The sequence below is a fragment of the Ensifer sp. ENS07 genome, assembly GCF_014852185.1.
In the GTDB taxonomy this organism is placed as follows: domain Bacteria; phylum Pseudomonadota; class Alphaproteobacteria; order Rhizobiales; family Rhizobiaceae; genus Ensifer; species Ensifer adhaerens.
The window spans coordinates 238380-265026 of sequence record NZ_JACVBE010000009.1; the positions used below are offsets into that span (position 1 = coordinate 238380).

A 26647-nucleotide genomic window follows, 5' to 3' on the forward strand; every position below is an offset into this window, starting at 1 on the left:
GGAACGCCGCCGGTGTCCTCACAGCGGCAGCGTTCCTCTTGCGCCGGAGCATCGCTGGTGAAGCGGTTCCGGCTGAGCGATTTCAACCGCGCTGGTAGAGCGCGTATGCTTCTTCGCCGCTTACATCCTCATGGATGATCGCCATCAGGCCGCGCACAACGGCGCTCGGATTGGCGTGCTGGTAGATGTTGCGCCCATAGACCATGCCCATTGCGCCCTGACGCATCAAGGCCGCCGACTTGTCGAAGACGTTGCGCAAGTCCTCCTTGCCGCCGCCACGCACGAGAACCGGGCAGCGCGCAGCCTCGACGACCCGGTGGAAATCCTCGGCATTGGTGGTCGGGTCCGCCTTGACGATGTCAGCGCCCATCTCGCGCGCAAGCCGGGTCAGCGTCACGATCTTCTCGGCATCGCCATCGACCATGTAGCCGCCATGCTCGGTCACCGGCTGCATCACCAAGGGCTCGATCATCAACGGCATGCCGTACTTGTCGCAATCGGCCCGCACGCGCGAGATGTTGGCGACGCATTGGCGGAAGAGATCGGGCTCGTCCGGCAGCATGAAGAGGTTGACGACGACGCAGGCCGCGTCCATCGCCAGCGCGCCGATCAACGGTTCGGCCTCGTTCTGCAACACGGCCCACATGTGCCGGTGGCGGATGCGGTTATAGGGGTTGCCCATGTCGAGACGCATGACCAACGCCGGCTTGTCCTTGCCCGGCACCTCCTGCAACAGATCCGCCTGGCCAAAATTCATCTGGATCGCATCCGGTGCGGCCGCGACCAGCGCCTTGACCACGGCTGACATGTCTTCAAGACCATTGAGGAAGGAGGGTTCGTTGCAGACGCCATGATCGATCGCGACGTCGAGGCAACGTCCACCGCCGAACAGACGGTTCATCCGGACCTTGCTGTTGTTTCGCATAATGCACTCCTTTGTTCGTTCCGTACGGATAGGGTTTCCTCGTCGACGCCATGGCGCTCGACGAGAAGGGCAAGAAATCGCTTACGCTCGACCGCGACACGCGGCGGCAACCATTGCTTTTCGATGGCAAGCACGGCGAGCACCGCATCCACCATGTCGAGCGAGAGCTCGCCGGTGATTGCAAGCGTCGTGCGGCGCAGCAGCAGGTCCTCGAGATGTTCGACGGCTTCGCTGCGGATCAGGTATTGCAGCTCGCGCGCGGAGTAATCCGGATGCGGCAAGGCATGGTCAGCGCCGGCGGCGATGAGATCGGCAACGTCTCGCGCGCCCGTTCCATAGCGGACGAAAAGCACTTGCATGCGCTCCCGCGAAAGCCCGGTGGCTGCCGCAACATCATCGACCCATCGGTCGCGATCGGAGGGATAGTCTTGCCCGCCACCGATGGCACGTTCTCCGGTGCTGACATGGCGCTGTTTTGCGAGCCGTTCCAGGGTGAGGTCGGCCGCCATTTCGCCGAAGGAGCGGAACGTCGTCCATTTGCCGCCGATCATGCAGAGCACCGGCGGACCGCCCTCAACACCCTCCACGAAGGTGCAGAAATGGTCGCGCGGGATGCGACCGGTGAAGCTGTCCTGGCTCGCCGGCAGCGGCCGTACGCCCGAGAACTGGAACACCACCTCTTCCGGCCTGATCCGGATGTCTGGCAGGACGAAGGCGAGCGACTGCAGGATGTAGTCGCGCTCGTCGGCTTCGCAGCGCACGGTTTCGGGATCATCGACACGAATGTCCGTCGAGCCCACCAGCACCTTGCCGAGATATGGAAAGAGGATGCAGATGCGGCCATCCTCGTTCTCGTAATAGATCATGTGGCCGTTAAGCGCTTCCATGAGTTGGGCATTGTCGATGATCAGATGCGAGCCCTTGGTGCCGCCCATCAACGGGGCCGGTTTCGACGTTGCGGGAAACAGTGCGCCGTTGGCGATATCGATCCAGCCGCCGGTGGCGTTGATGATGAGGCCGGGCTCGATCGCAGCGACCGCGCCGGTGACATCGTCCTTCAGTTCGTAGCGTCCGGGTGCGGCCAGCGTCAGTTCGGCGTAGTTCAGCGCCTGCGCGTGAGAACCGGCGGCAAGCCCATCCTTCAACAGCTCGATTCCGAGACGTTCCGGCTGGCTGACCCAGGCGTCGTAATAGGTCGCGGAACTCTTGATGTCGGGATTGAGCGCCGGCCAGCGTGCAAGCGTCGTGCGCCGCCCGCGGAAGGCATGCTTCGGCATCAGCGCCCGCTTGCGCGTCAGGAAATCATAGATGCCAAGGCCCATCTTGACGGCGACGGCGCCACGGCGGCTTGGCCGCCGCGTCAATCCCAGGAAGCGAACCGCGCCATTGGCAAGGCCCGAGAAGATGTCGAAGATCGGCACGGTCGTGGGCAGCGGCGCCACGTAATGCGGCGCGTTCTTCAGCAGCCGATCGCGTTCGACCAGCGATTCCCTGACCAGGCTGAACTCGCCATTTTCGAGATAGCGAAGACCGCCATGCACCATGCGTGACAGCGCCGCACTCGCGCCCGAACAGTAGTCGTGCTTCTCGACGAGCAGCACGTTCACCCCCTGCAGCGCCAGTTCACGAAAGACGCTGAGGCCGTTGATGCCGCCGCCGAGGACGCACACGTCCACCTTCGGGCTCTTGGGGAGCCCGTTGAAAATCTCTTCCCGGTTCATGATGGCAGTCCGTTAGCTGTCCATGTTGACGAGCGTCGCCGCGATGGCCGCGTCGATCCCCGCGAGATCATCGTGATCGAGCCGGATCGTCCCGGCCCTTGCATTGTCGAGCGCTTGCGCCGGATTGCGTGCGCCGCAGAGCGCGAAAGTCACGCCCTCCTGGCAGAGCGTCCAGGCAATGACGATCTGGGCGATTGTCGCGCCATGCTTTTCTGCGACCGGCTGGATGGCCTTGGCAAAGGCCGCGACCTTTTCGCGGTTGCCGACCGAGAAGCGCGGATTGTCGCGCCGCTGGTCGTCGCCTGAAAACACCCGCTCCGGTCCGATGCCGCCGGAGAGAAGGCCGAGCGCCAACGAAGAGTAGCTGAGCGTGGCGACGCCGTTGCGCCGCGTCAGCGGCAGAAGCTCCGACTCGATCTCGCGATCGATCATGCTGAAGCGTTCCTGGATCGCGTCGAGCCCCCCGATCGCGATGTACTGTTCCAGTTCGCTACGGCCGACATTGCTGGCGCCGATCGCCCGGATCTTGCCCGCCTGGCGCAACTCTTCGAGCGCGGCCATGGTCTCCTCGATTGGCGTCGTCGGGTCCTGCCAATGGGTGATGTAGAGGTCGATGTAATCGGTGTCGAGCCGCTTCAGGCTCTGCTCGACCTCGTGATGGATCGCATCTCGGCCGAGGTAGCGGTGCACCGGCTTGCCGTCCTGGTCGAAGAAGTGCTTGCCCTTGTCCGTATGCCACACGAGCCCGCACTTGGTGGCGATGATTGCCTTGTCGCGGCGTCCGGCCAATGCCTTGCCGACGATCTCTTCCGAGCGGCCGAGGCCATAGGCCGGCGCCGTATCGATCAGCGTCACACCGGCGTCGAGCGAAGCCTGGATCGCGGCAATCGACTCCCGCTCGTCCGTGCCGCCCCACATCCAGCCGCCGATCGCCCAGGTGCCGAGCCCGACGGCCGAAGCCTTCACGCCCGATCGGCCGATCTCCCGCATCAATTGATCCCCGCTCATGCCAGAAGTCCCTTTTCGCTTGCCATGGCGAGCACGCGCTCGCCGGTCGCCTCGTCCGTCACCAGCGTGTCGAGGTGGTGTCCCCGCATGACGCTGAGGATCGGTCCGGCCTTGTTCGGTCCACTTGCCACGCCGATCTTCGTCGGGATCGAGGCGAACTCCTCGAGCGTCAGTGACACCAGCGACCGGTTGAGGCTGTAGTCACAGACACGTCCCTCATCATCGAGCAGATGGGCGAGAAGTTCGCAGCTTGCGCCAGAGCGCTCGATTGCCGCTCGGTCGGTGCTCGAAGACGGATGCAGGTCGTAGTAGCTCGAATCGTCCGAAAGGATCGAACCGATGCCGACCACCGCCACCTTCGCTTCGCGCGCCCTCCCGAAGACATCCGCCACCGAGCGCATGTTGATCAGCATCGCCCGCTCGGCGGCACTGTCGGCAAAGAGCGGCGCGTGGATCTGGAAAGACCGCCCGCCGAGCCGGTCGGCCATCATCGTCGAGACGTGGTTCACATCCGTATAGTGCTTGCCCTGGACGCAGCCGGTGCCGGGGATAACCTCGACATCGAAGCGGCGCGGCGCCTGCAGCCCCGCGACGACGGCACTGACACCCTTGCCGCCGGTGATGCAGATCGTGTCGCCATCGCCGATCTCCTCGAGCAGCAGCCGGGCTGCCGCCTCGCCGACCGCCTGGAGTGCGGTCTGCTGATTGTCGGAAACGGTCGGCACGACGATCGCCCGGCGGATGCCGCCGATCGCAAGCAACTGCTCTTCCATGTCGACCAAGGGCTCGATCGGCGACTTGATCTTGATCTCTACCAGGCCAAGCTGACGGCCGCGCTTGATCAGCCGGTTAACGGTCGGCTGCGAGATGCCGAGCCGATCGGCGATCTGCGACTGGGTCAGTCCTTCGAGGAAATGCAGGACGAGCGCCTGGTGCATCTGCCGCGCGACGACGAGTTCTTCTCGCGCACTTGAGGCCTGGGACAAAATGGGTTTGGCAATCGGCATGGTCAGGCTGCCTTCCGCTTGTGCAGCAGGTGGTCGATGGAAACGGCAGCCAAGAGAATGCACCCCTTGATCATGTCCTGCCAATAGACGGAGACGTCGAGCAGGATCAACGAGCTGGTGACGACCGAGAGAAGAGCGATACCGAGGATGGCGCCGAGGATGGTGCCCGAGCCACCGTTGAGCGAGGCGCCGCCGATGACCGCCGCAGCGATGATGTTGAGCTCCATACCGACCCCGAAGGTGGGCGTCGCGGCGCCGAAGCGCGACATGTAGATGACGCCGGCGACACCTGCGAGCGTCGAGCAAAGCACCGTAACCCAGAACTTCACCTGCTTGGTCTTGATGCCCGAATAGAGCGCCGCCTTCTCGTTGCTGCCGGTATAGAAGACCTTGCGGAAGGCGGTCGCCCGGCGCAGCAGGAAGTCGAAGAGCACGACGACGGCGACGAAGATCAGGATGACATAGGGCACGCCGTGGAACGTGCCCTGCCCGACCGCCTTGAACGACGCCGGCAGCGTGAAGAGCGACAGCGGCGTGCCCTTGGTGATGACGAGGCAGAGGCCGCGCACGATCACCATCGCCGCCAGCGACGTGATGAAATGATTGAGCCCGACGACGGTGACGAAGAAGCCCATGATCATGCCGATCATGCTGCTGGCGAGGATGCCGACCAGCGAGGCCGTCCAGGGATCGACACCGGCGAGAAACAGCGAACCGGCCAGCACCATGGCAAAGCAGACGACCGAGCCGACGGCGAGGTCGATGCCGCCGACAATGAGCAGGATCGTCATGCCGACGACGACGATGCCTTCGACCGAAAAGCTCATCAGCATGGCGCGCATGTTGCCGAAGGTGAGAAAATGCGGCGAGGCAAAGCTCATGATGATACCGAGCGCCAGGATGATCGCGATCAGCCCCGCCTCACGCATCGTGCCGATGCGTTTCCAGGCGGGCGCCTGCGCATGCGTTGCAACCATCGTATCAACAGCCATTTCCGCCTCCCCGGCTCTATCAGTTCTTTCAGGCGACATGATCCACCATCCGGCCAGCCTCGGCCGTTTGCGTCACGCCTGAGGCCAGGCGGATCACCGCCTCCTCGCTCATTTCTCTGTCATCAAGCTCGCCGGCGATCGCGCCTTCGCGCACGACCAGAACCCGGTCGCAAAGCCCGAGCAGCTCCGGCAGTTCCGACGAGATCACGACAATGCCGATGCCGGTTTCTGCAAGCTCGCGCAGCAGCCGGTGGATTTCGGATTTGGCGCCGACATCGATGCCGCGCGTCGGCTCGTCCATCAGGATCACTTGCGGGCGAACGGCGAGCTGCTTGGCAATCGCCACCTTCTGCTGGTTGCCGCCCGAGAGCGACGAGACCGGCATATCGATGCCGCCCATGCGCACGCCGAGCCGGCGGACGAAATCGCGGGCGAGATCGGCCTCGGCCCTGGAATTCAGCAATCCGAGCGGCCCGGTCAGCGTCTTCAGATCAAGCACCGAAATATTCTGCGCGATCGACAGGTCGACGAAGACGCCGGAGCCCTTGCGATCCTCCGAGAGATAGACGATGCCGGCATCGACCGCGTCGCGGTAGTTGCCGATGCGCTGCGGCTTTCCGCGCAGCGTAATGTCGCCCTTCGACTTGGCCCTCAGACCGCAGATCGCTTCGGCGATCTCGGTACGACCGGAGCCGATCAGACCGCCGATGCCAAGAATTTCGCCCCGCTTCAGATCGAAGGAAACGGTGTCGATGCGGTCGTCATCGCTCAAGCCACGCACAGAGAGAATGGTCTCGTCCGTCCGCGCCTCCGGCGCCTGCTTTTGCGGATAGAGCTGGCTGATCTCGCGGCCGACCATGCGGCGCACGACATCGTCAGCAGTCACGTCGGCGATCTTCTCGGTGACCACATGGCGGCCATCACGAAACACGGTGACGCGGTCGCAGAGCGAAAAAATCTCGGCCATGCGGTGGCTGATATAGATGATCGATATGCCCGCGGCCTTCAGGTCGCGGATGATGGCGAACAGCGCCTGCGCTTCTGCTTCCGTCAGCGCCGCGGTCGGCTCATCGAGGATCAGTACGCGGCAGTCGAGCGTCAGCGCCTTGGCAATCTCGACCAGCTGCTGGCTGGAAATGGCGAGGTCGGCGACCTTGCGGCGGACGTCGATCGGCGCCAGCCGGTTCATCACTACCTGGGCTTCGCGTTCGAGCGCGCCGTAATTCATCAGCGGCGAGCGCCGGCGGTTGGTGGCCGCCATGAACATGTTTTCCGCCACCGTCGCATCCGGGCAGAGCGCGATTTCCTGGTGGACGAGGCCGATGCCGAGCGTCTGGGCGGTCGCCGGCGAGGCGATTTTCACGGACGCTCCATCCACCAGCACCTCGCCGTCATTCGGCTGCAGCACACCGGCAATGATGTTCATCAGCGTGGATTTGCCTGCGCCGTTTTCGCCGCAGAGTGCGTGGATCTCTCCCCGCTCGAGGCGAAAATCCACCTCCGTCAGCGCCTTCACCGCACCGAAATGCTTGGTGACGCGCCGGACCTCCAGAACCGGTTGTGCTGTCATGCTGTCCTCCACCCGCAGTCCTGGCTGCCCGGAAACGACCGGGCAGCCAATTCACAATCTTACTCGTCGATGCCCTTGGTGCCACGACGCTTCAGGTACTTGTCCCAGTAGAAGTCATCGGCATTTTCGGCGGTAACGATCGAAAGGCCGTTGTCGACGAAGGGGATGCTCATCGGGTTGAAGCCGGAACGCTTGGCGTCGTTCATCGGGTCGATCAGTTCCGGGTGCTTGGCCATCCACAGGAGCATGAAGCCCATATAGCCCTGCATGCCCTGGTTCGGGTTGATCGAACCGAAGACTTCGCCGGCCTTGATCATGTCGAGGATGTTGGCGTTGACGTCGGCGCACATGACGAGGACCTTGCCGCCGCTTTCCTTGCTGGCCTGGGCCGCACCGATCGCGGAGTTGGCTTCCGGCATGAACACGGCGCCGAGGTTCGGATTGGCCTGGATGAGGCTCATCAGACCCTGATAGGCCTTGTTCGGATCCTGGTTCGAGGCGGCGCGACCGACGAGTTTCATGTCGGGCCACTTCTCGGCCATGCGATTGACGAAGGCGGTAATGCGCTTGTCGTGGTTGTCCTGGCCGGGGTTTTCAAGAACGGCATATTCGCCCTTGCCGCCCATCTTCTCGGCGATCGCGTCGGCGGCATAGATGCCTTCGCGGGTGTTGTCCGAGGTGATGAAGGAGACGCGCTTCGACAGCGGCGAGTCCGCAGCGAAGGTGACGACTGCCGTGCCCTGATCGATCGCCCGGTTGATCGGCTCGATGAACGGATCGGAGTTCATCGGGTGCACCAGGATGCCGGCCGGGTTCTGGGCAAGCGCCTGGTCGAAAGTGGCGATCTGCTTGTTGACGTCATATTCCGGCGTGCCGGTATATTCGGTCTCGCAGCCGAACTGCTGGCCGGCCTGTTTGAACATTTCATAGACCGGGAACCAGTATTCGACGCCGGATACCATGACGTTCATGACGTATTTTTCGCCGGGCTGGCAGCGAAACGGGTTCGCCGTTTCGGCGCTTGCCGAACCTGCCCAAAACGAAGCTGCAATGACCGCCAGAGCGGTCGTGCTGAGAAATTTGCGCACGCGTCCTCCTCGAGGCCGAAGCCCCTCCCAAAAACCGATAGGGCCGTTTGTTTGCGGCCGCTGAATGTATGAGTTCGCCGGAACTCCTCCTCGACTTCCGACGATTGCGATTTAAGCCGCGGACTCAGCTTCTGTCAATATAATTCACAGCATGAATAATAATTCACGTGCGGCGTGGAAAACCTCGGGGCCGGTCCTTCAATCAGCTGTCACGCAGACCCGTTAGAGCGCGATCATGGTTACCCTGCAACAGATCGCCTTTCATGCCGGCTGCTCGCTGGCAACCGTATCGCGGGCGCTCAAGGGCGAAGGTCCCGTCAGCGACGAGATGGTGCGTCGCGTGCGCCGGGCGGCGGCCGAACTCGGCTACCGGCCGTCGCCGGCCACGGGACGCGCCACCAACCGCAGCCAGCCCGTCGTCGGCGTGCTGGTGCCAAGCGTCACCAACCCGGTGTTTGCCGCCTCGCTCGGCGGCATCCAGCACCGTTTGCAGGCGGCGAACCATGGCGTGCTGATCGCCCAATCCAATTATGATCCCGCACTCGAGGCGCGCGCCGTGCGCTCGCTGCTCGAACAGCGGCCGACCGGTCTGATCCTGACGCTCTGCGACGCCAAGACCAGCGAGGCGCTTTCGGCGGCGCTGCCGCCGACGGTGCTTCTCAACAACCGGCCGGTCGCACGCTTCGCTGCCGCCGTCACCGTCGACAATTACCGGGCCGGTTTCGATCTCACCCGCCACATCCTCGACCATGGTCACCGCCGCATCCTCGTCGTCTCCGGCCACTTCCGTTCATCCGACCGGGCGCGCCTGCGCTATGACGGCTATTTGGCCGCTATGCAGGAAGCCGGCGCCCGGCCGATGGAGGCGGTCGAGATCCCCTTCGTCGACGGCTATGAAAACCTCGACCTCGCGACGGTTCTTGCGCAGCACCGCCCGACCGCAATCATCGCTTCCAACGATCTGCTGGCGCTCGGCGTGATAGCAGCGCTGCGGCGTGAAGGCCTTTCCGTGCCTGACGATGTCTCCGTCGCCGGCTTCGACGGCATCGCGCTTGGCCGGCTGATGACGCCAACACTCACCACCATCTCGATGCCCGACGGCGACATGGGGCTCGCAGCGGCGGCGCTGTTGCTCGATATGGCCGAGAATGCGTCGGGCTGCCGCCATCTCAATCTCGACTGCCGACTCTACGCAGGCGGGACTGTTCGCCAGCTCGCGTGAGCAAACACGAAAACACCGCCTCGAAGTTTCCTTCGGGGCGGCGTCGATCGATTTGGTTACAGGATCAGCTGCGCGGCAGCAGGCTTTCGACTTCGGCCGCGGCCTCGTCCAGCGCCTCCTTCGGCGTGGCCTGCTGCTCGACGATGCGCGACAGGTTCTCCACGATCGTCTGCGTCACCTTCACCCCGTTGCTACCGGGGAAGGCATACCAGGGGCGCATCAGCGCCATCTGCTCGAGACCCGCGCGGAACAGCGGGTTTTCCTTGTAGAAGTTGGCGAGATACTCAGGCGACTTGGCGGCCAGCTCGTTGTTCGGCACATAGCCGGTGCCGGGAACGACAACCGAGGCGCCATAGGGGCCGGCTGCGAACTTCGCGAACTTCCAGGCGGCTTCCTGCTTTTCGACGTCGCGCGTCAGGATAACGACGGCGTTGCCGCCGGTCGGCAGCTTGCCCTTTGCCGGGTCGATGAGCGGGATATGGGCAGTGCGCAGGTCGAACTTGTCGCCGACATTCTTGATGGTGTTGCGCAGCGCGCCCGTCGTCTGGAAGGCGAAACCGACCTTGCCGGCAACGAAGGCCTGCTCGCCGGCCTGCTTGGTCAAAACCGGCAGACCGCCTTCCTTGACCATGCGGTCCAGCACTTCGACGGCCTTCTCACCTTCGGGACCGTTGAAGGCAACCTTGCTTTCGTCTTCGCTCAGCATCTCGCCGCCGGCGCCGAAGAGCAGCGCGGAGAACATCCAGTCATCGCCCTGCCAGCGGAAATCGATGCCCTCGTTGCCGTCGCCAAGCGCCTTGATCTTGCCCCCAAGCGCAATGACCTCGTCCCAGGTCTTCGGCGGGTTTTCCGGGTCGCCGCCGGCTTTGCGCACGAGATCGGCGTTGTAATACATGATCGGGTTGGAGGTGGCGAAGGCAAGGCCCACCTGCTTGCCGCCCACCTGGGCGAGCTTCAGGATGTTTTCGGAAAAGCCCTGCTCGGCCATGTTGCCGTCCTTGGCGATGAACGGGCCGAGATCAACGGGGACGTCGCGCTCGTTGACCATGCGCAGGCGGTTGAGGCCGATGAAGGTGAGATCGGGCATCTCGGCCGTTCCGGCCTGACGCATGATCGTCTGGATGCCTTCCTCATAAGTCGCCGACGGATTGGCGAAGGTGATCTTGATATCCGGGTTTTCGTCCATGAACTTCTTCGAGATCGTATCCATCACGTCCTTGAAGAAGCCGGGCATCGGATAATGCACCGTCAGCTGGGTCTCGGCGTTGGCGGGGACTGCGAGGATCAGCGATGCGGCAGCCGCGGTGAAAAGCTGTCTCAGATGTGTCATGGGTTGCGCTCCAGGTTGGACCGTTCAGCCTTTGAGACCGGTCATGGTGATGCCCTCGACAAAGCGCTTCTGCGCCAGCAGAAACGCGGTCACGAGGGGAAGGGTGATGATGAGGGTCGCGGCCATCAGCGCGCCGTAGTCGTCGCCGGCTTCCGCGGCGCGGAAGTAGAGAAGGCCGAGTGGCGGGGTCGCATAGTCCTGGTTGGTGACGACGATCAGCGGCCAGAAGAGATCGTTCCAGTGGGCGACGACCGAGAAGATTGCAAAGGCGGTGATCGCCGGCCAGGCGTTTGGCACGATGACGCGCGCGACGATGCCGGCTTCAGACATACCGTCGAGGCGTGCCGCATGGATCAGATCGTCGGGCATGGCGCGGAAAAACTGCAGGAACAGGAAGATCGCGAACACCGAGATCGAGAACGGCGCCACTAGCGCTGCGTAGCTGTTCAGCACCGACAACCTGTCGAAGGCCACGTAAATGGGCAGCGCGGTTGCGTGGATCGGCACCAGGAGGCCGAGCATGACCAGCACCATCATGGTGCGGGCCGCCCGAAACTTCAGCTTCGCCATGGCATAGGCGCAAGGGATGGCGACGACGATCTGGATGACGAAGATCAGCGCGCAGACGACAACGCCGTTGAAGAGCAGGGTCGTCATCGAGACGCGCGACAGCGCCTTGGAAAAGTTCTCGATATAGGACCACTGCTCAGGGATCAGCGACAGCGACGAGGAGAAGATCTCGCTCTGAGCCTTGCCGGCGGTCGAGACCATGAAGATGTAGGGCGCGAGGAAGATGAGCGCGCCAAACGAGAGAACGGCGAGGCGAATGAGGCGGGTGACGGAGATGGTGTTGGTCATGCGTAGTGAACCTTCCGGTCGAGCACGCGGTACTGCAGGAACATCAGGACGACGAGGATGGCGAGGAAGACGACGGTCATGGCCGAGGCATAGCCGACGCGCAGATAGACGAAGCCCTCCTGGTAGATGGTGAAGAGCAGCACCTCCGACGCCTTGTTCGGACCGCCCTCGGTCAGCGTCTTCACCGTCTCGAACACCTTCACTGAGTTGATGATGCTGATGGTGGTGACGAACAGCGTCGTCGGCCCGAGCATCGGCCAGGTCACCAGCCGGAAACGATCGAACCAGGTCTTGGCGCCGTCGACTTCCGCTGCGGCATAGAGCTCGCGCGGGATGGCGGTGAGACCGGCAAGGAACAGCACCATGTTGAAGCCGACCGACTGCCAGATGCCGATGATCGACAGACCATAGAGCACCGTGCCGGAGGCCCCGAGCCAGTTGGGGCCGGCAATGCCGAAAACGGCCAAGAAGGTGTTGATCGGGCCGATGGTCGGGTGAAACAGGAACTGCCAGACCGTCGCCATGGCGACGAGCAGCGAGGCCACCGGCAGGAAATAGACCGTGCGGAAGAACGCCCGGCCCTTGGTTTCCGCCTCGATCAGCATGGCGATTGCCAGCGCCAGCACGATCGAAACCGGTGTGACGATCGCGGTGTAGATGGTGGTGTTCCAGAGCGAGCGGCGGAAGGTGCGGTCGCTGAAGAGTTCGGCATAGTTCTCGAAGCCGACAAAGCGGAAGCTGCCGTAGCCGAGCTCGAAATCGGTGAAACCGAGAACGATCACCGCCGCGGTCGGTAAAAGGATGAAGAGGACGAGCAGCGTGATGGCCGGCAGCGCTAGCAGCCAGGCAATGCGGGCCTCGCGGCGATCGGGATCGGTGGTCGCGGCACCGATCGCCGTCTGGGTCCGCAGCCGCTGCGCCGGCTGGGCGCCGTCTCGCAGAGATGAATGCTGAGGCATTGCCTCCAGCCGATCTCCCCCCTTGTGGGGGAGATGCCCGGCAGGGCAGAGGGCGGTATCCACGAAATCCGCCGCCCCTGCCGCCGTATCCCGATTGGAACCCGCCTTAGCCATGGATCTTCTCCAGCGTCGCGGCGATAGCGACCCGCTCGGCTGGCAGCCGGGTGCCCTCGCCGTCGAACAGCATCGCCCGTTCCGGCATGAACTCGACGTCAACGGGCTGACCGATCGCGAGCGCCGCGGCCTCGGCAGGTGCTGACTTGGCAGTGACCACCTCGCCGATCGCATCGAGGCGGGCGTGAACGATTACCTCAGAGCCGAGGAACTCCATACGCTCGACCCGCGCGCTCAACCGGCCGGCGCTTGCCGCATGGAAGCGCACGAATTCCGGGCGGATTGCGAGCTTCACTGAAGCATCCGGCGCCTGTCCGCGGCTTGCCAGAAGCACCAGATCGCCGAAGCGCACGATGCTCGCCGTATCCGTGCGGGTCTCCAGCACGTTGATCTTCGGCTGGCCGAGGAAGCGTGCGACCTCGATATGGGAGGGGTTGTCGTAGATCTCCTTCGGGGTCGCCAGTTGCAAGAGATTGCCGCCGATCATCACCGCCACTCGATCCGCCATCGACAGCGCTTCCGACTGGTCGTGGGTGACATAGAGCGTCGGCACGCCGGCGCGGCGGTGGAGATCGACGATCTCGCCGCGGGCATGGACGCGCAGGTTGGCATCGAGATTGGAGAGCGGCTCGTCCATCAGGAAGACGGCCGGTCGACGCACCATGGCGCGGGCGAGCGCCACGCGCTGGCGCTGGCCGCCGGACATCTGGCCGGGCTTGCGGTCGAGCAGGTGATCGATCTTCAGCGCCAGCGCCATTTCCTTGACCTGGCGCTGGATATCGCTGCGGATCTGCTTCTGCCCCGGCATCAGATTGCCGATCACAGGCAGGCGCTGCGCCGCCGTCAGCCGCCGCATCGCAAGCGGCACGGCGATGTTCTCGCCCGTCGTCAGGTGCGGATAGAGGGCATAGGACTGGAAGACCATCGCGACATTGCGATCGGCCGCCGCCATGCGCGCGACACTGCGGCCGCCGATGACGATCTCGCCGCCGTCGCCATGATCGAGACCAGCGACGATGCGCAACAGCGTGCTCTTGCCGCAGCCGGAAGGACCAACGAGCGCGATGAACTCACCCGCCTCCGCCTGCAGGCTAACCCCCTTCAGGATCGCGTTGCCGCCATAGGACTTGGTGATACCCTCTAGCGAAAGCACGCTCATTGCGCCGCCTCCACACGGACCGTCTTCTTGGCCGCCAGCGGGTAGACCTCTTCGACGATCGGATCGAGCAGGTGGCTGGTCAGTCCCGGCACCGCGATGATCTCGCTTTTGACGTTGACGTCGCTAAACTCGTGTACGACGGCGCCGACCAGCCGCTCGCCCGGCATCGGCCGTTCCAGCGTATCAATGATGAAGGAGGTCGGCGGCGCCCAGACGAGAGACGTCCCGGCGTGCTTGCCCGACCAGGCCCAGTGCAGGTGGCCGCTTGCATGGAGCGCCACCTCGGCTTCGGCGAAAAGATCAAACAGGCGTTGGCGCTGGCGCGGACGGATGCCCCAGTAGCCGGTGTCGCCTTCCTGCGGATCGTCAACGAAAAGCGGCTTGTGGGCAAAGACGGCCACCCGGCGGCCGTCGCGGCTGAGCAACTGTTCCTCCAGCCAGGCAAACTGCCTGTCTTCTTCTTCGTCCTCGAAGCCGATCAGCAGGCTGTTGAGGCCGAGCAGCCGCCAGTCGCCATGGTCGCGGCCCCAGTAGTCCGGACCGGCGAGCCGGCGCCAGCGGGCAAGCCGAACTGGATCCACCGGCTGGTGCGAACCCGGCAGATGGCCGACATCGTGATTGCCGGGAACGATCAGCACCGGCATCGAGAGCTGGCCGATCAGATCGAGCGAGAAGGTGATGTCGTCCTCGTGGTCGGCACCATCGATGGTGACGTCGCCGGTGTGGATGACGAGATCGGGTTTTACCGCCTCGATCCAGGCGCGAACCGGTTCCCAATTGCCATTGAAGTGGCTTTTGGCGGGGCTGAGATGGGTGTCGCTGATCTGGACGATTTTCATGGAAACGGGCCTCCGACGATGGCGTGCGGTATCCGCGTCGGAGGGCTGATACTTCCCTTCTCTGCGGTTGGCCGCAGTCTTTAGGGAGCCGCCATGTCAGTTTGGTAACAGCCGTTCTCAGCTGATTTTCAGTTTCTCCATGAAAGCGTCATCTTCAGAAGACCGACGGGCCGAGTAGGCCCCGTTGTGTCTCTACATTGCGCCGCGGTAGGTCCGACGCGACGCCGGACAGGATTGCTCCATCACGGTCGAAAGCATGGCGTTCGACGCATCGGCCTCGGCGACGACCCAGTTGCGAAAGGCCTGGATCTTCTTCTGCCGCCTGGTGCTTTGCGGATAGACGAGCCAATAGGCGCGGCCGTCGCGCACCACATGCTCGAACGGCCGGATGAGCCTGCCGCTCTTCAGTTCATCCATCAGGAAGGTCGAGACGGCAATCGCAATGCCGTGATCCGCAAGGATTGTGGCGACATCCATCGCCTGCACGTCGAAGATCAATTCGGTGCCATTGCTTGCCGGCGGCTCGACGCCGGTTTCGATCATCCACCGCCGCCACCAGCTGGCGTTGCCGAAACGCCGGACTCTCAGAACGTCCGCGGGCTCCTTGAGCTGGTGCTTTTCCAGGAAGGATGGCGTGCAGACAGGCACGTAATCGAGCGGAAACAAGGGAAAGACATCGTTGCCCGGCCAGTCGCCGGCGCCGCTGCGCACCGCGAGATCGATGGCGTCACGTTTGAAATCGACCAACTCGGTCGACATGTGCACCCTGATGCTGATGTTGGGATGCGCGGTCTGAAACGACGCGAGGCGCTGACCGAGCCAGCTCGACACGACGGTTGGCAGCACCGAGATGTGCAGGTGATGCTCGGTCTTGTCGGCGATCTCCGAGAAGGCCGCCCCTAAGAGATCGATCGCTTCGGTCACCTTCGGCGCTAGCTGCCGCCCGGCGCCGGTCAATCGCACCTCGCGCGGAAGCCGGACGAACAGCGGCGCGCCGATGCGATCTTCCAACAGCCGGATCTGATAACTGACGGCCGCCTGCGTCATGCCGAGCTCTTCGGCGGCGCGGGTGAAACTCAGGTGCCTGGCGGCGGCCTCAAAGGCGCGCACCGCACTCATGGGAGGAATCTTGCTCATGGAACTGAGATAAGCATTCTTTATGCCAGCATGCGAGAAATCGCTTTGCGCGAAACGGCAAAAACCCTCACTTTTTTCGCGAACACACGCCCTTGAGAGAAGTGAGGATAGCAATGCTTAGCGCAGTGCGATCAACGATTTACCATGTCCTGAACTGGGCCGATAAGACCCTCAGCGCTCCGGTTGCCATCGACACGTTCAACGAGTTCCAACTCCGGGATATCGGCCTGACGCGAGATCAAGAGCATATCCGCGCGCGGGTCGGCGACGCGGCGCATCCGTGGCAGTGGCCGGAGGAGGTCGCTTCGACCAAACCGCAACCGTCCCGTGAGCGGAAAGCAATGGAAAGACCTCGTCCTGCCACCGTCTCGCCGCGGGCGGCGGCGGGAGAGAATAAAGACATAAGCATTTCTTTATGCGATTGACGAAAAGCTCGGGACAGGGCATTGTCGCCCCATCGTGGTTCTTCGCCCGCCTTTGGAGGGACGGAGCTAAGAGGGAATTCGGTGCGGCGCCAGACAAGCGCCCATGCCGGAGCTGCCCCCGCAACTGTAAGCGGAGAGCGGCCGTTCGAAGATGTCACTGAGGGAGACGCCTCGGGAAGACGGAACGGTCCGCGACGACCCGCAAGCCAGGAGACCTGCCGCGATGAACAACGTCCACGGGCGGGGTGTCCGATGAGGCGCGTTGAGGACGCGGGATCGCTCTCGCGCCGCGGCTGCGTCGCATTCAAGCCTTGCCCATAACCTTCGGGGTAAGGAAATGACCATCAAGACTGCCAATCTCGGTTTCCCGCGCATCGGCCGCCGTCGCGAATTGAAATTCGCGCTCGAACGCTATTGGGCCGGAAAGGCCAGCCGCGGCGAACTTCTCGATACCGGAGCCAAGCTCCGCGCTGAAAACTGGGCCGCGCAGAAAACGCGCGGCATCGACATCATCCCCTCCAACGACTTCTCCTTCTACGACCACGTGCTCGATACCGCCGTGCTTGTCGGCGCAATCCCGCCGGCCTATGGCTGGACGGGCGGCCCGGTCGATCTCGACACCTATTTTGCCATGGCGCGCGGCTCGGCCGGAACGCCCTGCGCCGCCGGCTGCACCCATTCGGGAAGCAGCAGCGGCACTCCCGCGCTCGAAATGACAAAGTGGTTCGACACCAACTATCACTACATGGTGCCCGAGTTCGACAGGGATCAGCGCTTCGAGCTCACCCACAATCGGCCGCTGGAAGCCTTCCAAGAAGCTCAAGCCCTCGGCTATCGCACACGCCCGGTGCTCATCGGCCCGGTGACACTGCTGAAGCTCGGCAAATCGAAGGGCGGCGACTTCGATCCGGTCGATCTGATCGAACGGCTCCTGCCCGTTTACGTGAGGGTCCTGGCGGAGCTTGCTGACGCCGGCGCCGATTGGGTTCAGATCGACGAGCCTTGCCTGGCGCTCGATCTCGCGGACAAGGATCGTCGCGCCCTCGACCTCGCCTATCGCACGTTCGACACCGACGTGCCCGGACTCAAGATCATGCTGGCGACCTATTTCGGCTCGATCGGCGACAACACGGCAACGGCGTTGGCGCTGCCGGTCGATGGACTGCATGTCGATCTCGTGCGCGCGCCGCAGCAGATCGACACGCTCATCCAATCGGCTCCGGCGGACCGGGTCCTATCGCTCGGGGTCATCGACGGCCGCAACATCTGGCGGACCGATCTAGCCAGCCTGTTCCGCCGGCTGCAGCCTCTGACTTCGGCCCACGGCCGCGACCGCATCGAGCTCGCACCTTCATGCTCACTCCTGCACGTGCCGATCGATCTCGAGCTGGAGCGTGCGCTTGATCCGGAACTTTCCTCCTGGCTCGCCTTCGGTACGCAGAAACTCGACGAACTCAGCCTGCTTGCCAGCGCCTTCGAGCCGGGGCTTGCCATTTCCGAGCACGTTTTCGCCGCCTCGATCGCGTCCGCCCAGGCGAGGCTCACCTCACTCAGGATCCATGATCCTCTGGTCGCCGGGCGCTTGAAAGCGCTGACGGATGCGGACAGCGAGCGGCAGTCCCCGTTCGCGGGCCGCCGGGCACTGCAGGCGAAGAAGCTGTCATTGCCGCTCTTCCCGACAACGACGATCGGATCCTTCCCACAGACATCGGAGGTTCGGCAGGCCCGTTCACTGCATGCGAAAGGCGAACTCAGCTATGTCGACTACACCGCCTATCTTCGCCGAGAGACCGAAGTGGCGGTGCGCTGGCAGGAAGAGGTCGGCATCGACGTACTCGTTCACGGCGAGTTCGAGCGCAACGACATGGTGCAGTATTTTGGCGAGCAGCTCTCGGGCTACGCCTTCACCCAGAGCGGCTGGGTGCAGAGCTACGGATCGCGCTGCGTGCGTCCGCCTGTTATCTTCGGCGACGTTTCGCGACCAAACCCGATGACGGTCGAGTGGGCGACCTTCGCGCAGTCGCTGACCGATCGCCCGGTCAAGGGCATGCTGACGGGTCCGGTCACCATGCTGCTGTGGTCCTTCGTTCGTGACGACCTGCCACGTTCCGTGGTGTGCCGGCAGATCGCGCTAGCACTGCGCGATGAAGTGTCGGATCTCGAGGCGGCCGGCATCGCCATCATCCAGATCGACGAACCGGCACTGCGCGAAGGCCTGCCGCTGCGAAATGCCGATCGCAAGGCCTATCTCGACTGGGCGGTGGAGTGCTTCCGTCTCAGTGCAGCCGGGGTGGGCGATGCGACCCAGATCCACACCCATATGTGCTACTCCGAGTTCAACGACATCATGGCCGCAATCGCGGCGATGGACGCCGACGTCATGTCGATCGAGACGTCGCGATCGAAGATGGAACTGCTCGGCGCCTTCACCGACGAGGCCTATCCGAACGAGATCGGCCCGGGCGTCTACGACATCCATTCACCACGCGTGCCCGGCGTCGAGGAAATGGTGCATCTCATCGAAAAAGCGACCGAGGGCCTCACGCCGGACCAGATCTGGGTCAATCCCGATTGCGGACTGAAGACCAGGCGCTGGGAAGAGACGCGGCCGGCGCTCGTTAACATGGTCGCCGCCGCCCGCTCGCTTCGAGCGGCTTTTGCCGCCGATACGCGCGAAGCCGTCAAAGCATGACGGGGCAGCACGAAGTCACGACGGCGCCGGGGGAAACCCCGGCGCCACAAACCCTGATCGACATCGTTTTTCCAGGCGATACCAATCACCATGGCACGCTCTTTGGTGGCGCCGCCCTCGCGTCGATGGACCGGATCGCTTTCATCGTCGCCACCCGTCACGGGCGCGTTCCCTTCGTCACCGCATCCTGCGACCGCATCGATTTTCGTGCGCCAGCGCGCATCGGTCAGATCGTCTGCTTCAGCGGCCGTCCGGTTCGTGTCGGGCACCGCTCGATGGTGGTCGAGGTCGAGATGATCGCGGAAGATATCGCCACCGGCGGCCGCGCCCTTTGCAGCAGGGGCACCTTCACCATGGTCGCGATGCCCCGTGCCGATGAAACGGATTGGATGCTGCCGCCGCTCGATGTGGCAACGGACACGCCCGAAGAGGCGGGCACCCTACGCATGGTCGACATCGTCTTTCCCGGCCAGGCCAACAGCTTTGGCGCCATATGCGGTGGCAACGCCCTCGCGCATATGACGAAGGCCGCATTCGTCGTCGCGACGCGCCGGAGCCGCCGGGCGACCGTCCTTGCCTCCTGCACCGGTATGGACTTCAAGCACCGGATCATGATCGGTTCGATCATCGAACCCATCGCCCGCATTGTGCGGACGGGTCGCAGTTCAGCCACCGTCGAGGTCGAACTCTGGTCGGAAGAGCTCCTCACCGGTCTGCGACAGCGGACTGTTACCGGAACGTTCGCTATGGTCGCCGTCGACGAGGACAACCGGCCCGTGGCCGCTTTCGCTGCTTGATGGAATGGGGCGTCCGCACCAGGGGCGCCCTATCCACAACCTTGGTGCCAACCGGCTGTTTACTCCCCGTTATCCACACTGCAAAAGAAACCACCCTCCTACCCCCGCCTTCCACATACGGAACCTATTGACGCAGATTTGCGATGAACTACTATATCTAGTGTTCGAGGTTCTTCCGATTCGCAAGGATTGGGAGCTAAGACGGGAATACGGTGCGCCGGCGGGTTTCCGCTGAGGCTATGCCGTAGCTGCCCCCGCAACTGTAGACGGCGAGCGACTGTCCGGATTTGGACCACTGAGGCATGAGGCCTCGGGAAGGTCGGGATGGAAGCTTTGACCCGTAAGCCAGGAGACCTGCCTCGATCACCAAACGTCCACGGGCGGGGTGTCCGGAGGGGTTGAGTGCGTGGCAGGATGAGCCTGCCCGATCGTCTCGACGTCTCCCCGGCAGCCCGTCGAAAGCTTCGGGGTGAAGTCATGCCAGTTTCTTCCAGTTCAGATCCACCTTCTGCGGACGGGTGCGCGTTGTTGCGCGCCTGATCGAAAGGCCGCGCCTTGAAAACCCGCATCCGCGGAATTCCTGAGCGCCCGACCAAAACGAGCCGGCCCGGTTGCGTAACCGACCTTGGGCCAGCTTGACGACGTCAACTCCGGTCGAGTCGACCGGGGAGCGATGTTTCGTGTCCAATCGCCAACACCACGGTTCGCGTTCGCGCGATCCGACGACTTTTTGCGCCCATTTGCCAGACCCTCACGAGGAACCCATGTCGATCACCGTCTACAGCAAACCAGCCTGCGTCCAATGCACCGCCACAACCCGTGCGCTCGACCGCCAAGGCATCGATTATCGCATCGTCGATATCTCCGAGGATTCCGATGCATTCGCGCTGGTGCAGGGTCTTGGCTATCGGCAGGTCCCGGTCGTCGTCGCCGGCGAGCGGCATTGGGCGGGTTTCCGCCCGGACATGATCAGCGCGCTTTCCTGAAGGACGCGGGCGATGGGCCTGATCGTCTATTTTTCCAGTCGCTCGGAAAACACCCATCGCTTCGTCGAAAAGCTCGGCCTTCGCGCCGCCCGCATACCGCTCAGGGAAGGTATGGACGCACTTACGGTCACAGAGCCCTATGTGCTGGTCGTGCCGACCTATTGCGGCGACGATGGCCGCGGGGCGGTGCCGAAGCAGGTCATCCGCTTCTTGAACGACGCGGGCAACCGCTCTCACATCCGCGGCGTGATCGCAGCGGGCAACAGCAATTTCGGCGCGACCTACGGGATCGCCGGCGACGTGATTTCGGCCAAGTGCCGGGTACCCTATCTCTACCGGTTCGAGCTGCTCGGGACCGACGAGGACGTCGCCAATGTCAAAAACGGGATGGAACGATTTTGGACGTCACGACACTCGAACGCCCCTTAAAGGCGACGGAAGCAGCGCTCGACTATCATGCGCTGAACGCAATGCTGAACCTCTATGACGAAGAGGGACGGATCCAGCTCGACAAGGACCGGCAGGCGGCGAAACAGTACTTCCTCCAGCACGTCAATCAGAACACGGTGTTCTTCCATAACCTCCGGGAAAAACTCGATTATCTGGTGACCGAGGGCTATTACGAGCAGGAAGTGCTGGACCAGTATTCCTTCAACTTCGTGCGCGATCTCTACGATCATGCCTATTCAAAGAAGTTCCGCTTTCCGACCTTCCTCGGGGCGTTCAAATACTACACGTCCTATACGCTGAAGACCTTCGACGGAAAGCGCTACCTGGAACGCTACGAAGACCGTGTCTGCATGGTGGCGATGGCCTTGGCGCGCGGCAACGAGGGGCTTGCCCGCGATCTCGTCGACGAGATCATCTCCGGCCGCTTCCAGCCGGCAACGCCGACTTTCCTCAACGCCGGCAAGAAGAGCCGCGGCGAGCTCGTCTCCTGCTTTTTGCTCCGGATCGAGGACAACATGGAGAGTATCGGCCGCGCCATCAATTCGGCGCTGCAGCTTTCCAAGCGCGGTGGCGGCGTGGCGCTGTCGCTCACCAACATCCGCGAGATGGGCGCGCCGATCAAGCAGATCGAGAACCAGTCATCCGGCGTCATCCCGGTCATGAAGCTGCTCGAAGACAGTTTCTCTTACGCCAACCAACTCGGCGCGCGCCAGGGAGCCGGTGCTGTCTACCTGCACGCCCACCACCCCGACATCATGCGCTTCCTCGATACCAAGCGCGAAAACGCCGACGAGAAGATCCGCATCAAGACGCTGTCGCTCGGCGTCGTCATCCCCGACATCACCTTCGAGCTCGCCCGCAACAACGAGGACATGTATCTGTTCTCACCCTATGACGTGGAGCAGGTCTATGGCGTGCCCCTCACCGAGATTTCGGTGACCGAGAAGTACCGCGAGATGGTCGAGGATGCCCGCATCCGCAAGCGCAAGATCAAGGCGCGCGACTTCTTCCAGATCATCGCCGAGATCCAGTTCGAAAGCGGTTATCCCTACATCATGTTCGAGGACACGGTGAACCGGGCAAACCCGATCGCCGGGCGCATCACCATGAGCAATCTCTGCTCGGAAATCCTGCAGGTGAGCGAGGCGAGCGCGTTCAACGACGACCTCTCCTACAAGCACATGGGCAAGGATATCTCCTGCAATCTCGGTTCGCTGAACATTGCGGCTGCGATGGACAGCCCGGATTTCGGCCAGACGATCGAGACCTCGATCCGCGCCCTCACCGCCGTCTCCGAAATGAGCCACATCTCGTCCGTGCCCTCGATCGAAAAGGGCAACGACGACAGCCACGCGATCGGCCTCGGGCAGATGAACCTGCACGGCTATCTCGCCCGCGAGCGCATCTACTACGGCTCCGAGGAAGGCATCGATTTCACCAACATCTATTTCTACACGGTGACCTATCACGCCATCCGCGCGTCGAACCGGCTGGCGGTCGAGAAGGGCAAGAACTTCGCCGGCTTCGAAAACTCGAAATACGCGTCGGGTGATTATTTCGACAAATACACCGAAGCCGAATGGCTGCCGGCGACCGAAAAGGTGAAGGGCCTGTTCGAGGAAGCCGGCATCTCGATCCCGACTCAGGAAGACTGGCTGGAGTTGAAACGGGCGGTGATAGCTGGCGGCCTTTACAACCAGAACCTCCAGGCCGTGCCGCCGACCGGTTCGATCTCCTACATCAACCACTCCACTTCCTCGATCCATCCGATCGTCTCGAAGATCGAGATCCGCAAGGAAGGCAAGATCGGCCGCGTCTACTATCCGGCCGCCTTCATGACCAACGACAATCTCGAATATTACCAGGACGCCTACGAGATCGGGCCGGAGAAGATCATCGACACCTATGCGGCCGCCACCCAGCACGTCGACCAGGGCCTGTCGCTGACCCTGTTCTTCCGCGACACGGCAACGACCCGCGACATCAACCGTGCTCAGATCCATGCCTGGAAGAAGGGCATCAAGACCATCTACTACATCCGCCTTCGGCAGATGGCGCTCGAGGGTACGCAGGTCCAGGGCTGCGTTTCCTGCGCGCTGTAACCTCGCATTCCAGTAACGGCCCCTCATCCTAGCCCTCTCCCCGCAAGCGGGGAGAAGGTGCCGGCAGGCGGATGAGGGGCACCCCCTCACCGCGCGATGAGGCATACACGATCACAAAGGTTCAACGACATGAACATGCACACCAAACCCGCAAGCCGCATCCGCGCCATCAACTGGAACCGCATCGAAGACGACAAGGACCTGGAGGTCTGGAACCGTCTGACCGGCAATTTCTGGCTGCCGGAGAAGGTGCCGCTTTCCAACGACATTCCCTCCTGGGCAACGCTGAAGCCGGAGGAGCAGACACTCACCATCCGCGTCTTCACCGGCCTCACCTTGCTCGACACGATCCAGAACGGCGTCGGCGCCGTCCGACTGATGGAAGATGCGGCCACCCCACATGAGGAGGCGGTGCTTTCCAACATCTCCTTCATGGAGGCGGTGCATGCCCGCTCCTATTCCTCGATCTTCTCGACGCTCTGCCTGACACCCGATGTCGATGACGCCTATCGCTGGTCGGAAGAGAACGAGTTCCTGCAGAAGAAGTCGGCGCTGATCATGGCGGAGTATGCCTCCGGCGATCCCTTGAAGAAGAAGGTCGCGAGCGTCTTTCTCGAAAGCTTCCTGTTCTATTCCGGCTTCTATCTGCCGATGTACTGGTCGAGCCGCGCCAAGCTCACCAACACCGCCGACATGATCCGGCTGATCATTCGCGACGAGGCGGTGCACGGCTATTACATCGGCTACAAGTTCCAGCGCGCGCTGGAGCGCTTGAGCGAGGAACGCCGCCAGGAGATCAAGGTTTTCGCCTTCGACTTGCTGCTCGAACTCTACGACAACGAAGCGAAATACACCGAGGCGCTCTATGACGGCGTCGGCCTGACCGAAGACGTGAAGAAGTTCCTGCACTACAACGCCAACAAGGCGCTGATGAACCTCGGCTACGAGGCGCTGTTTCCGGCGGAAGCCTGCAAGGTCAACCCGGCCATTCTCTCGGCGCTTTCGCCGAATGCCGACGAGAACCACGACTTCTTCTCCGGTTCCGGTTCGTCCTACGTTATCGGCAAGGCTGTGGCGACCGAGGACGAGGACTGGAATTTTTAAGGACGGTCCATTCGGTCATACCTGACAACAAAGGCCGGCGAGGACGCCCTCGCCGGCCTTTGTTCAGCAATAGCAGCGCCTACTCTGCCGCGACCACCCGGCTGCGGCCGATCGTTGCTTGCGTCAGCAGGAAGGCGGCAAGGGCGCAAGCGGCGATCGCGCCGGCCATCGGTAGGGCCGTTCCGTCGAAGAAGATAGTCGCAACCACCATGGCGACGGCGGCGGTGACAAAGTGCAGCGTACCCATCAGTGCCGAGGCCGTGCCGGCGATCTCGCCGTGGTCTTCAAGCGCCAGCACCGCCGAGGTCGGGATAACCAGGCCGAGCACGCCATAGCCGACGAAGAGGAACGCGGCCATGACAGGCAACTGGTTGAAGCCGAGGCTCATGACGATGAACATCGTGACCATGGTCAGCGCGAAGGCGCCGACGGCAAGATGCATGACCCGCACCAGGCCGAAGCGCTCGCCGAGCCAGCCGGTCGCCTGCGACACAGCGAAGAACGACACGGCATTGATCGAAAAGGCGATGCTGTACTCAGTCGGCGTCAGCCCATAATGGTCGATCAGCACGAAGGGCGAATTGGCGAGATAGACCAGGAACCCGGAAATGCCGAGGCCGCCGATGAAGGTGAGCGTCAGGAAATTGCGGTCGGAGAGAAGCAGGCGATAGGCGGCAAGCGCACTTGCGATACTGCTGTCGGCGCGATCCTTCTTCGGCCGGGTTTCCTGCAATTGCGTCGAGAGCAGGATCAGACCGATGAAGGCGGCGATCGTCACCGCATAGAACACGCCGCGCCAACCGTAGAAGCCGATGACGGCGCTGCCGGCAAGCGGCGCCAGGATCGGCGAAATGCTGAAGACCAGCATCAGCATCGACATCAGCCGCGCAGCCTGGACGCCCGTGTGCATGTCGCGCACCACGGCGCGCGGAATGACCATGCCAGCGGCACCGCCGATCCCTTGCAGGAAGCGGAAAGCGATCAGGGTTTCGATGTCGGTCGAAAGCGCGCAGCCGATGCTGGCGACGGTGAAGAGGCCGATGCCGAGATAGAGCGGCGCCTTGCGGCCCCAGATATCGGAGAGGGGCCCATAGACAAGCTGCGAGATGGCAAAGGAGATGAAGAACGCCAGCAGGCTGAACTGCACCACGCCGTTTTCGGCCGTCAGATCCTTGCCGATCGACGGCAGGGCCGGCAGATACATGTCGATTGCAAACGGGCCGATCGCCGAGATCAGGCCAAGCACGATCGCCGTGCGGAGGAAGGACGTTGTCATGGCAATGAACTTTCAGAAATCGCGGCGCCGAAATCGCTGCCGCCCGGATTGAAACTCAAAGACATCGTCGTGCCAGGATCGAACGTTGGGGATACGCATCCTGCGCTGACTATTCCGTCCATTAATTTGGACACACATGTCAAATTAGACAGCATTGTCTAAATCGTCAATGGCGCCTATCTTCGGTCCATGAAGAAATTTGATTTGGCCTCGGCTGACGCTCGCCCCCAGAAAGGGCAATTCGCGAAACGCCTCTCGATCCTGGAGGCCGCGGCCGATGTTTTCTGTCGGGAAGGCTTTTCCGGCGCCAGCATCGACGAAATCGCCATTGAGGCGGGTGTCTCGCGTCAGACCATCTACAATCACTACCGCGAGAAAGAGACGCTGTTCATGGCGGTGATCCAGGACATCATGGATCGCGTGAACGGCGTGCTTTTCTCCATCCTCGCGACCTTTCCTGAAAACGGCGATAACCTCGAGGAAGACCTGGCCGAATTTGCCGTGCGCCTCAACAAGAACTGCAATTGCAACCAGGACGCCAAGTTCATCCAGAAGCTGATCTCGACCGAGGGCAACCGCTATCCGCATCTCTTCCAGTTCTGGCGGGAGCAAGGACCCGGCAAGACCGATCGGGCGCTGGCGGCGCTGTTTGCGCGCCTTGCCCACATCGCACCGCTCGAAATCGACGATTTCGACCTCGCGGCGCGCCAGTTCATCGCACTGATCAAGGCCGACCTGCAGATGGGTGGGCTCTTCGGTGAAACGCCGAGCGAAGCAGAGCTGGAAATCAGCGCCCGCAGGGCGGTAAAGACGTTCCTGCGCGCCTATGGCCGGCCGTCAACGGTTTCGGCAGGCTAACGCCACCCGGCGCCAAAAACCAATCCCG

Annotated in this window: 23 protein-coding genes and 2 riboswitches; of the genes, 9 read left to right on the forward strand and 14 right to left on the reverse strand. The window is 62.7% G+C overall.

Annotation, left to right across the window (positions count from 1 at the left end; all coding sequences use genetic code 11):
* Nucleotides 1-82: 82 nt before the first annotated feature.
* From IB277_RS25035 to IB277_RS25065, 7 genes are read right to left on the reverse strand one after another with little or no spacing between them, the layout of a single operon-like run.
* On the reverse strand, nt 83-901 hold the full coding sequence (locus IB277_RS25035) for a class I fructose-bisphosphate aldolase (RefSeq protein ID WP_180316482.1): 819 nt from the start codon (nt 899-901) through the stop codon (nt 83-85).
* Nucleotides 898-2646 (reverse strand): glycerol-3-phosphate dehydrogenase/oxidase, encoded by a 1749-nt coding sequence (locus tag IB277_RS25040; protein ID WP_060581044.1) that lies wholly within the window; start codon nt 2644-2646, stop codon nt 898-900. Before IB277_RS25040 ends, IB277_RS25035 begins: the two co-directional genes overlap by 4 nt.
* 12 nt (nt 2647-2658) lie before the next feature.
* A complete protein-coding gene (locus IB277_RS25045; RefSeq protein ID WP_060581045.1) occupies nt 2659-3654 on the reverse strand; it encodes an aldo/keto reductase in 996 nt (331 codons plus the stop codon).
* Nucleotides 3651-4661 (reverse strand): sugar-binding transcriptional regulator, encoded by a 1011-nt coding sequence (locus tag IB277_RS25050; RefSeq protein ID WP_034805596.1) that lies wholly within the window; start codon nt 4659-4661, stop codon nt 3651-3653. Before IB277_RS25050 ends, IB277_RS25045 begins: the two co-directional genes overlap by 4 nt.
* Before the next feature lie 2 nt (nt 4662-4663).
* On the reverse strand, nt 4664-5653 hold the full coding sequence (locus IB277_RS25055) for an ABC transporter permease (RefSeq protein ID WP_060521961.1): 990 nt from the start codon (nt 5651-5653) through the stop codon (nt 4664-4666).
* A 28-nt stretch (nt 5654-5681) separates the two neighbouring features.
* Entirely contained in the window at nt 5682-7223 is a 1542-nt protein-coding gene (locus IB277_RS25060) for a sugar ABC transporter ATP-binding protein (protein ID WP_192372001.1), read from the reverse strand.
* 59 nt (nt 7224-7282) lie between these two features.
* Nucleotides 7283-8311, reverse strand: a complete 1029-nt coding sequence (locus IB277_RS25065; RefSeq protein WP_034805587.1) for a substrate-binding domain-containing protein — start codon at nt 8309-8311, stop codon at nt 7283-7285.
* A 235-nt stretch (nt 8312-8546) separates the two neighbouring features.
* Here IB277_RS25065 and IB277_RS25070 point away from each other — a divergent pair, with 235 nt between their 5' ends.
* Complete coding sequence (locus tag IB277_RS25070) at nt 8547-9533, forward strand: LacI family DNA-binding transcriptional regulator (RefSeq protein ID WP_060581048.1); 987 nt, start codon at nt 8547-8549, stop codon at nt 9531-9533.
* Between the two features lie 64 nt (nt 9534-9597).
* On the opposite strand, the gene IB277_RS25075 is transcribed toward IB277_RS25070, so the two are convergent.
* The 6 genes from IB277_RS25075 to IB277_RS25100 form a co-directional block, all read right to left on the reverse strand.
* Nucleotides 9598-10863 (reverse strand): ABC transporter substrate-binding protein, encoded by a 1266-nt coding sequence (locus IB277_RS25075; RefSeq protein ID WP_192372002.1) that lies wholly within the window; start codon nt 10861-10863, stop codon nt 9598-9600.
* Between the two features lie 24 nt (nt 10864-10887).
* Nucleotides 10888-11721, reverse strand: a complete 834-nt coding sequence (locus tag IB277_RS25080; RefSeq protein WP_060521957.1) for a carbohydrate ABC transporter permease — start codon at nt 11719-11721, stop codon at nt 10888-10890.
* Entirely contained in the window at nt 11718-12794 is a 1077-nt protein-coding gene (locus IB277_RS25085; RefSeq protein WP_244497343.1) for a carbohydrate ABC transporter permease, read from the reverse strand. Before IB277_RS25085 ends, IB277_RS25080 begins: the two co-directional genes overlap by 4 nt.
* The gene (locus tag IB277_RS25090; protein WP_110818802.1) at nt 12787-13953 is read right to left on the reverse strand and encodes an ABC transporter ATP-binding protein; all 1167 of its coding nucleotides are present in this window, start codon (nt 13951-13953) and stop codon (nt 12787-12789) included. The genes IB277_RS25085 and IB277_RS25090 overlap by 8 nt, the downstream gene beginning before the upstream one ends.
* The gene (locus IB277_RS25095; protein WP_110818803.1) at nt 13950-14792 is read right to left on the reverse strand and encodes a metallophosphoesterase; all 843 of its coding nucleotides are present in this window, start codon (nt 14790-14792) and stop codon (nt 13950-13952) included. Before IB277_RS25095 ends, IB277_RS25090 begins: the two co-directional genes overlap by 4 nt.
* A gap of 192 nt (nt 14793-14984) precedes the next feature.
* On the reverse strand, nt 14985-15911 hold the full coding sequence (locus tag IB277_RS25100; protein WP_192372003.1) for a LysR substrate-binding domain-containing protein: 927 nt from the start codon (nt 15909-15911) through the stop codon (nt 14985-14987).
* 131 nt (nt 15912-16042) lie between these two features.
* Between IB277_RS25100 and IB277_RS25105 the strand changes: the two genes are divergently transcribed.
* From IB277_RS25105 to nrdF, 7 genes are all read left to right on the forward strand, one after another.
* Nucleotides 16043-16354, forward strand: coding sequence for a hypothetical protein (locus IB277_RS25105; RefSeq protein ID WP_192372004.1), 312 nt, complete (start codon nt 16043-16045; stop codon nt 16352-16354).
* Between the two features lie 18 nt (nt 16355-16372).
* Nucleotides 16373-16592: riboswitch (cobalamin riboswitch) on the forward strand.
* A gap of 99 nt (nt 16593-16691) precedes the next feature.
* Nucleotides 16692-19046: a 5-methyltetrahydropteroyltriglutamate--homocysteine S-methyltransferase gene (gene metE, locus IB277_RS25110; RefSeq protein ID WP_192372005.1), complete on the forward strand. Its 2355-nt coding sequence runs from the start codon at nt 16692-16694 to the stop codon at nt 19044-19046.
* On the forward strand, nt 19043-19843 hold the full coding sequence (locus IB277_RS25115) for an acyl-CoA thioesterase (RefSeq protein ID WP_192372006.1): 801 nt from the start codon (nt 19043-19045) through the stop codon (nt 19841-19843). The genes metE and IB277_RS25115 overlap by 4 nt, the downstream gene beginning before the upstream one ends.
* A 150-nt stretch (nt 19844-19993) precedes the next feature.
* Nucleotides 19994-20220, forward strand: a riboswitch (cobalamin riboswitch).
* Nucleotides 20221-20607: 387 nt separating this feature from the next.
* Nucleotides 20608-20829 carry a glutaredoxin-like protein NrdH gene (gene nrdH / locus IB277_RS25120; RefSeq protein ID WP_034805557.1) on the forward strand — a complete coding sequence of 74 codons (222 nt, stop codon included), beginning with the start codon at nt 20608-20610 and terminating at the stop codon, nt 20827-20829.
* 12 nt (nt 20830-20841) lie between these two features.
* Nucleotides 20842-21258 (forward strand): class Ib ribonucleoside-diphosphate reductase assembly flavoprotein NrdI, encoded by a 417-nt coding sequence (gene nrdI / locus IB277_RS25125; protein ID WP_192372007.1) that lies wholly within the window; start codon nt 20842-20844, stop codon nt 21256-21258.
* On the forward strand, nt 21228-23381 hold the full coding sequence (gene nrdE / locus IB277_RS25130) for a class 1b ribonucleoside-diphosphate reductase subunit alpha (protein ID WP_060601750.1): 2154 nt from the start codon (nt 21228-21230) through the stop codon (nt 23379-23381). Before nrdI ends, nrdE begins: the two co-directional genes overlap by 31 nt.
* A 129-nt stretch (nt 23382-23510) precedes the next feature.
* Nucleotides 23511-24485, forward strand: a complete 975-nt coding sequence (gene nrdF, locus IB277_RS25135) for a class 1b ribonucleoside-diphosphate reductase subunit beta (RefSeq protein WP_060601753.1) — start codon at nt 23511-23513, stop codon at nt 24483-24485.
* Nucleotides 24486-24564: 79 nt separating this feature from the next.
* On the opposite strand, the gene IB277_RS25140 is transcribed toward nrdF, so the two are convergent.
* Nucleotides 24565-25761, reverse strand: coding sequence for a multidrug effflux MFS transporter (locus IB277_RS25140; RefSeq protein WP_060521947.1), 1197 nt, complete (start codon nt 25759-25761; stop codon nt 24565-24567).
* Nucleotides 25762-25950: 189 nt separating this feature from the next.
* Between IB277_RS25140 and IB277_RS25145 the strand changes: the two genes are divergently transcribed.
* On the forward strand, nt 25951-26619 hold the full coding sequence (locus IB277_RS25145) for a TetR/AcrR family transcriptional regulator (protein ID WP_192372008.1): 669 nt from the start codon (nt 25951-25953) through the stop codon (nt 26617-26619).
* The last annotated feature ends 28 nt before the right edge of the window (nt 26620-26647 follow it).

Coding starts and splice junctions, on each gene's coding strand:
- IB277_RS25035 (WP_180316482.1), bottom strand. CDS start 901: ATGAACCGTCTGTTCGGCGGTGGACGTTGCCTCGACGTCGCGATCGAT.
- IB277_RS25040 (WP_060581044.1), bottom strand. CDS start 2,646: ATGAACCGGGAAGAGATTTTCAACGGGCTCCCCAAGAGCCCGAAGGTG.
- IB277_RS25045 (WP_060581045.1), bottom strand. CDS start 3,654: ATGAGCGGGGATCAATTGATGCGGGAGATCGGCCGATCGGGCGTGAAG.
- IB277_RS25050 (WP_034805596.1), bottom strand. CDS start 4,661: ATGCCGATTGCCAAACCCATTTTGTCCCAGGCCTCAAGTGCGCGAGAA.
- IB277_RS25055 (WP_060521961.1), bottom strand. CDS start 5,653: ATGGCTGTTGATACGATGGTTGCAACGCATGCGCAGGCGCCCGCCTGG.
- IB277_RS25060 (WP_192372001.1), bottom strand. CDS start 7,223: ATGACAGCACAACCGGTTCTGGAGGTCCGGCGCGTCACCAAGCATTTC.
- IB277_RS25070 (WP_060581048.1), top strand. CDS start 8,547: ATGGTTACCCTGCAACAGATCGCCTTTCATGCCGGCTGCTCGCTGGCA.
- IB277_RS25075 (WP_192372002.1), bottom strand. CDS start 10,863: ATGACACATCTGAGACAGCTTTTCACCGCGGCTGCCGCATCGCTGATC.
- IB277_RS25080 (WP_060521957.1), bottom strand. CDS start 11,721: ATGACCAACACCATCTCCGTCACCCGCCTCATTCGCCTCGCCGTTCTC.
- IB277_RS25085 (WP_244497343.1), bottom strand. CDS start 12,794: ATGGCTAAGGCGGGTTCCAATCGGGATACGGCGGCAGGGGCGGCGGAT.
- IB277_RS25090 (WP_110818802.1), bottom strand. CDS start 13,953: ATGAGCGTGCTTTCGCTAGAGGGTATCACCAAGTCCTATGGCGGCAAC.
- IB277_RS25095 (WP_110818803.1), bottom strand. CDS start 14,792: ATGAAAATCGTCCAGATCAGCGACACCCATCTCAGCCCCGCCAAAAGC.
- IB277_RS25100 (WP_192372003.1), bottom strand. CDS start 15,911: ATGAGTGCGGTGCGCGCCTTTGAGGCCGCCGCCAGGCACCTGAGTTTC.
- IB277_RS25105 (WP_192372004.1), top strand. CDS start 16,043: ATGCTTAGCGCAGTGCGATCAACGATTTACCATGTCCTGAACTGGGCC.
- metE (WP_192372005.1), top strand. CDS start 16,692: ATGACCATCAAGACTGCCAATCTCGGTTTCCCGCGCATCGGCCGCCGT.
- IB277_RS25115 (WP_192372006.1), top strand. CDS start 19,043: ATGACGGGGCAGCACGAAGTCACGACGGCGCCGGGGGAAACCCCGGCG.
- nrdH (WP_034805557.1), top strand. CDS start 20,608: ATGTCGATCACCGTCTACAGCAAACCAGCCTGCGTCCAATGCACCGCC.
- nrdI (WP_192372007.1), top strand. CDS start 20,842: ATGGGCCTGATCGTCTATTTTTCCAGTCGCTCGGAAAACACCCATCGC.
- nrdF (WP_060601753.1), top strand. CDS start 23,511: ATGAACATGCACACCAAACCCGCAAGCCGCATCCGCGCCATCAACTGG.
- IB277_RS25140 (WP_060521947.1), bottom strand. CDS start 25,761: ATGACAACGTCCTTCCTCCGCACGGCGATCGTGCTTGGCCTGATCTCG.
- IB277_RS25145 (WP_192372008.1), top strand. CDS start 25,951: ATGAAGAAATTTGATTTGGCCTCGGCTGACGCTCGCCCCCAGAAAGGG.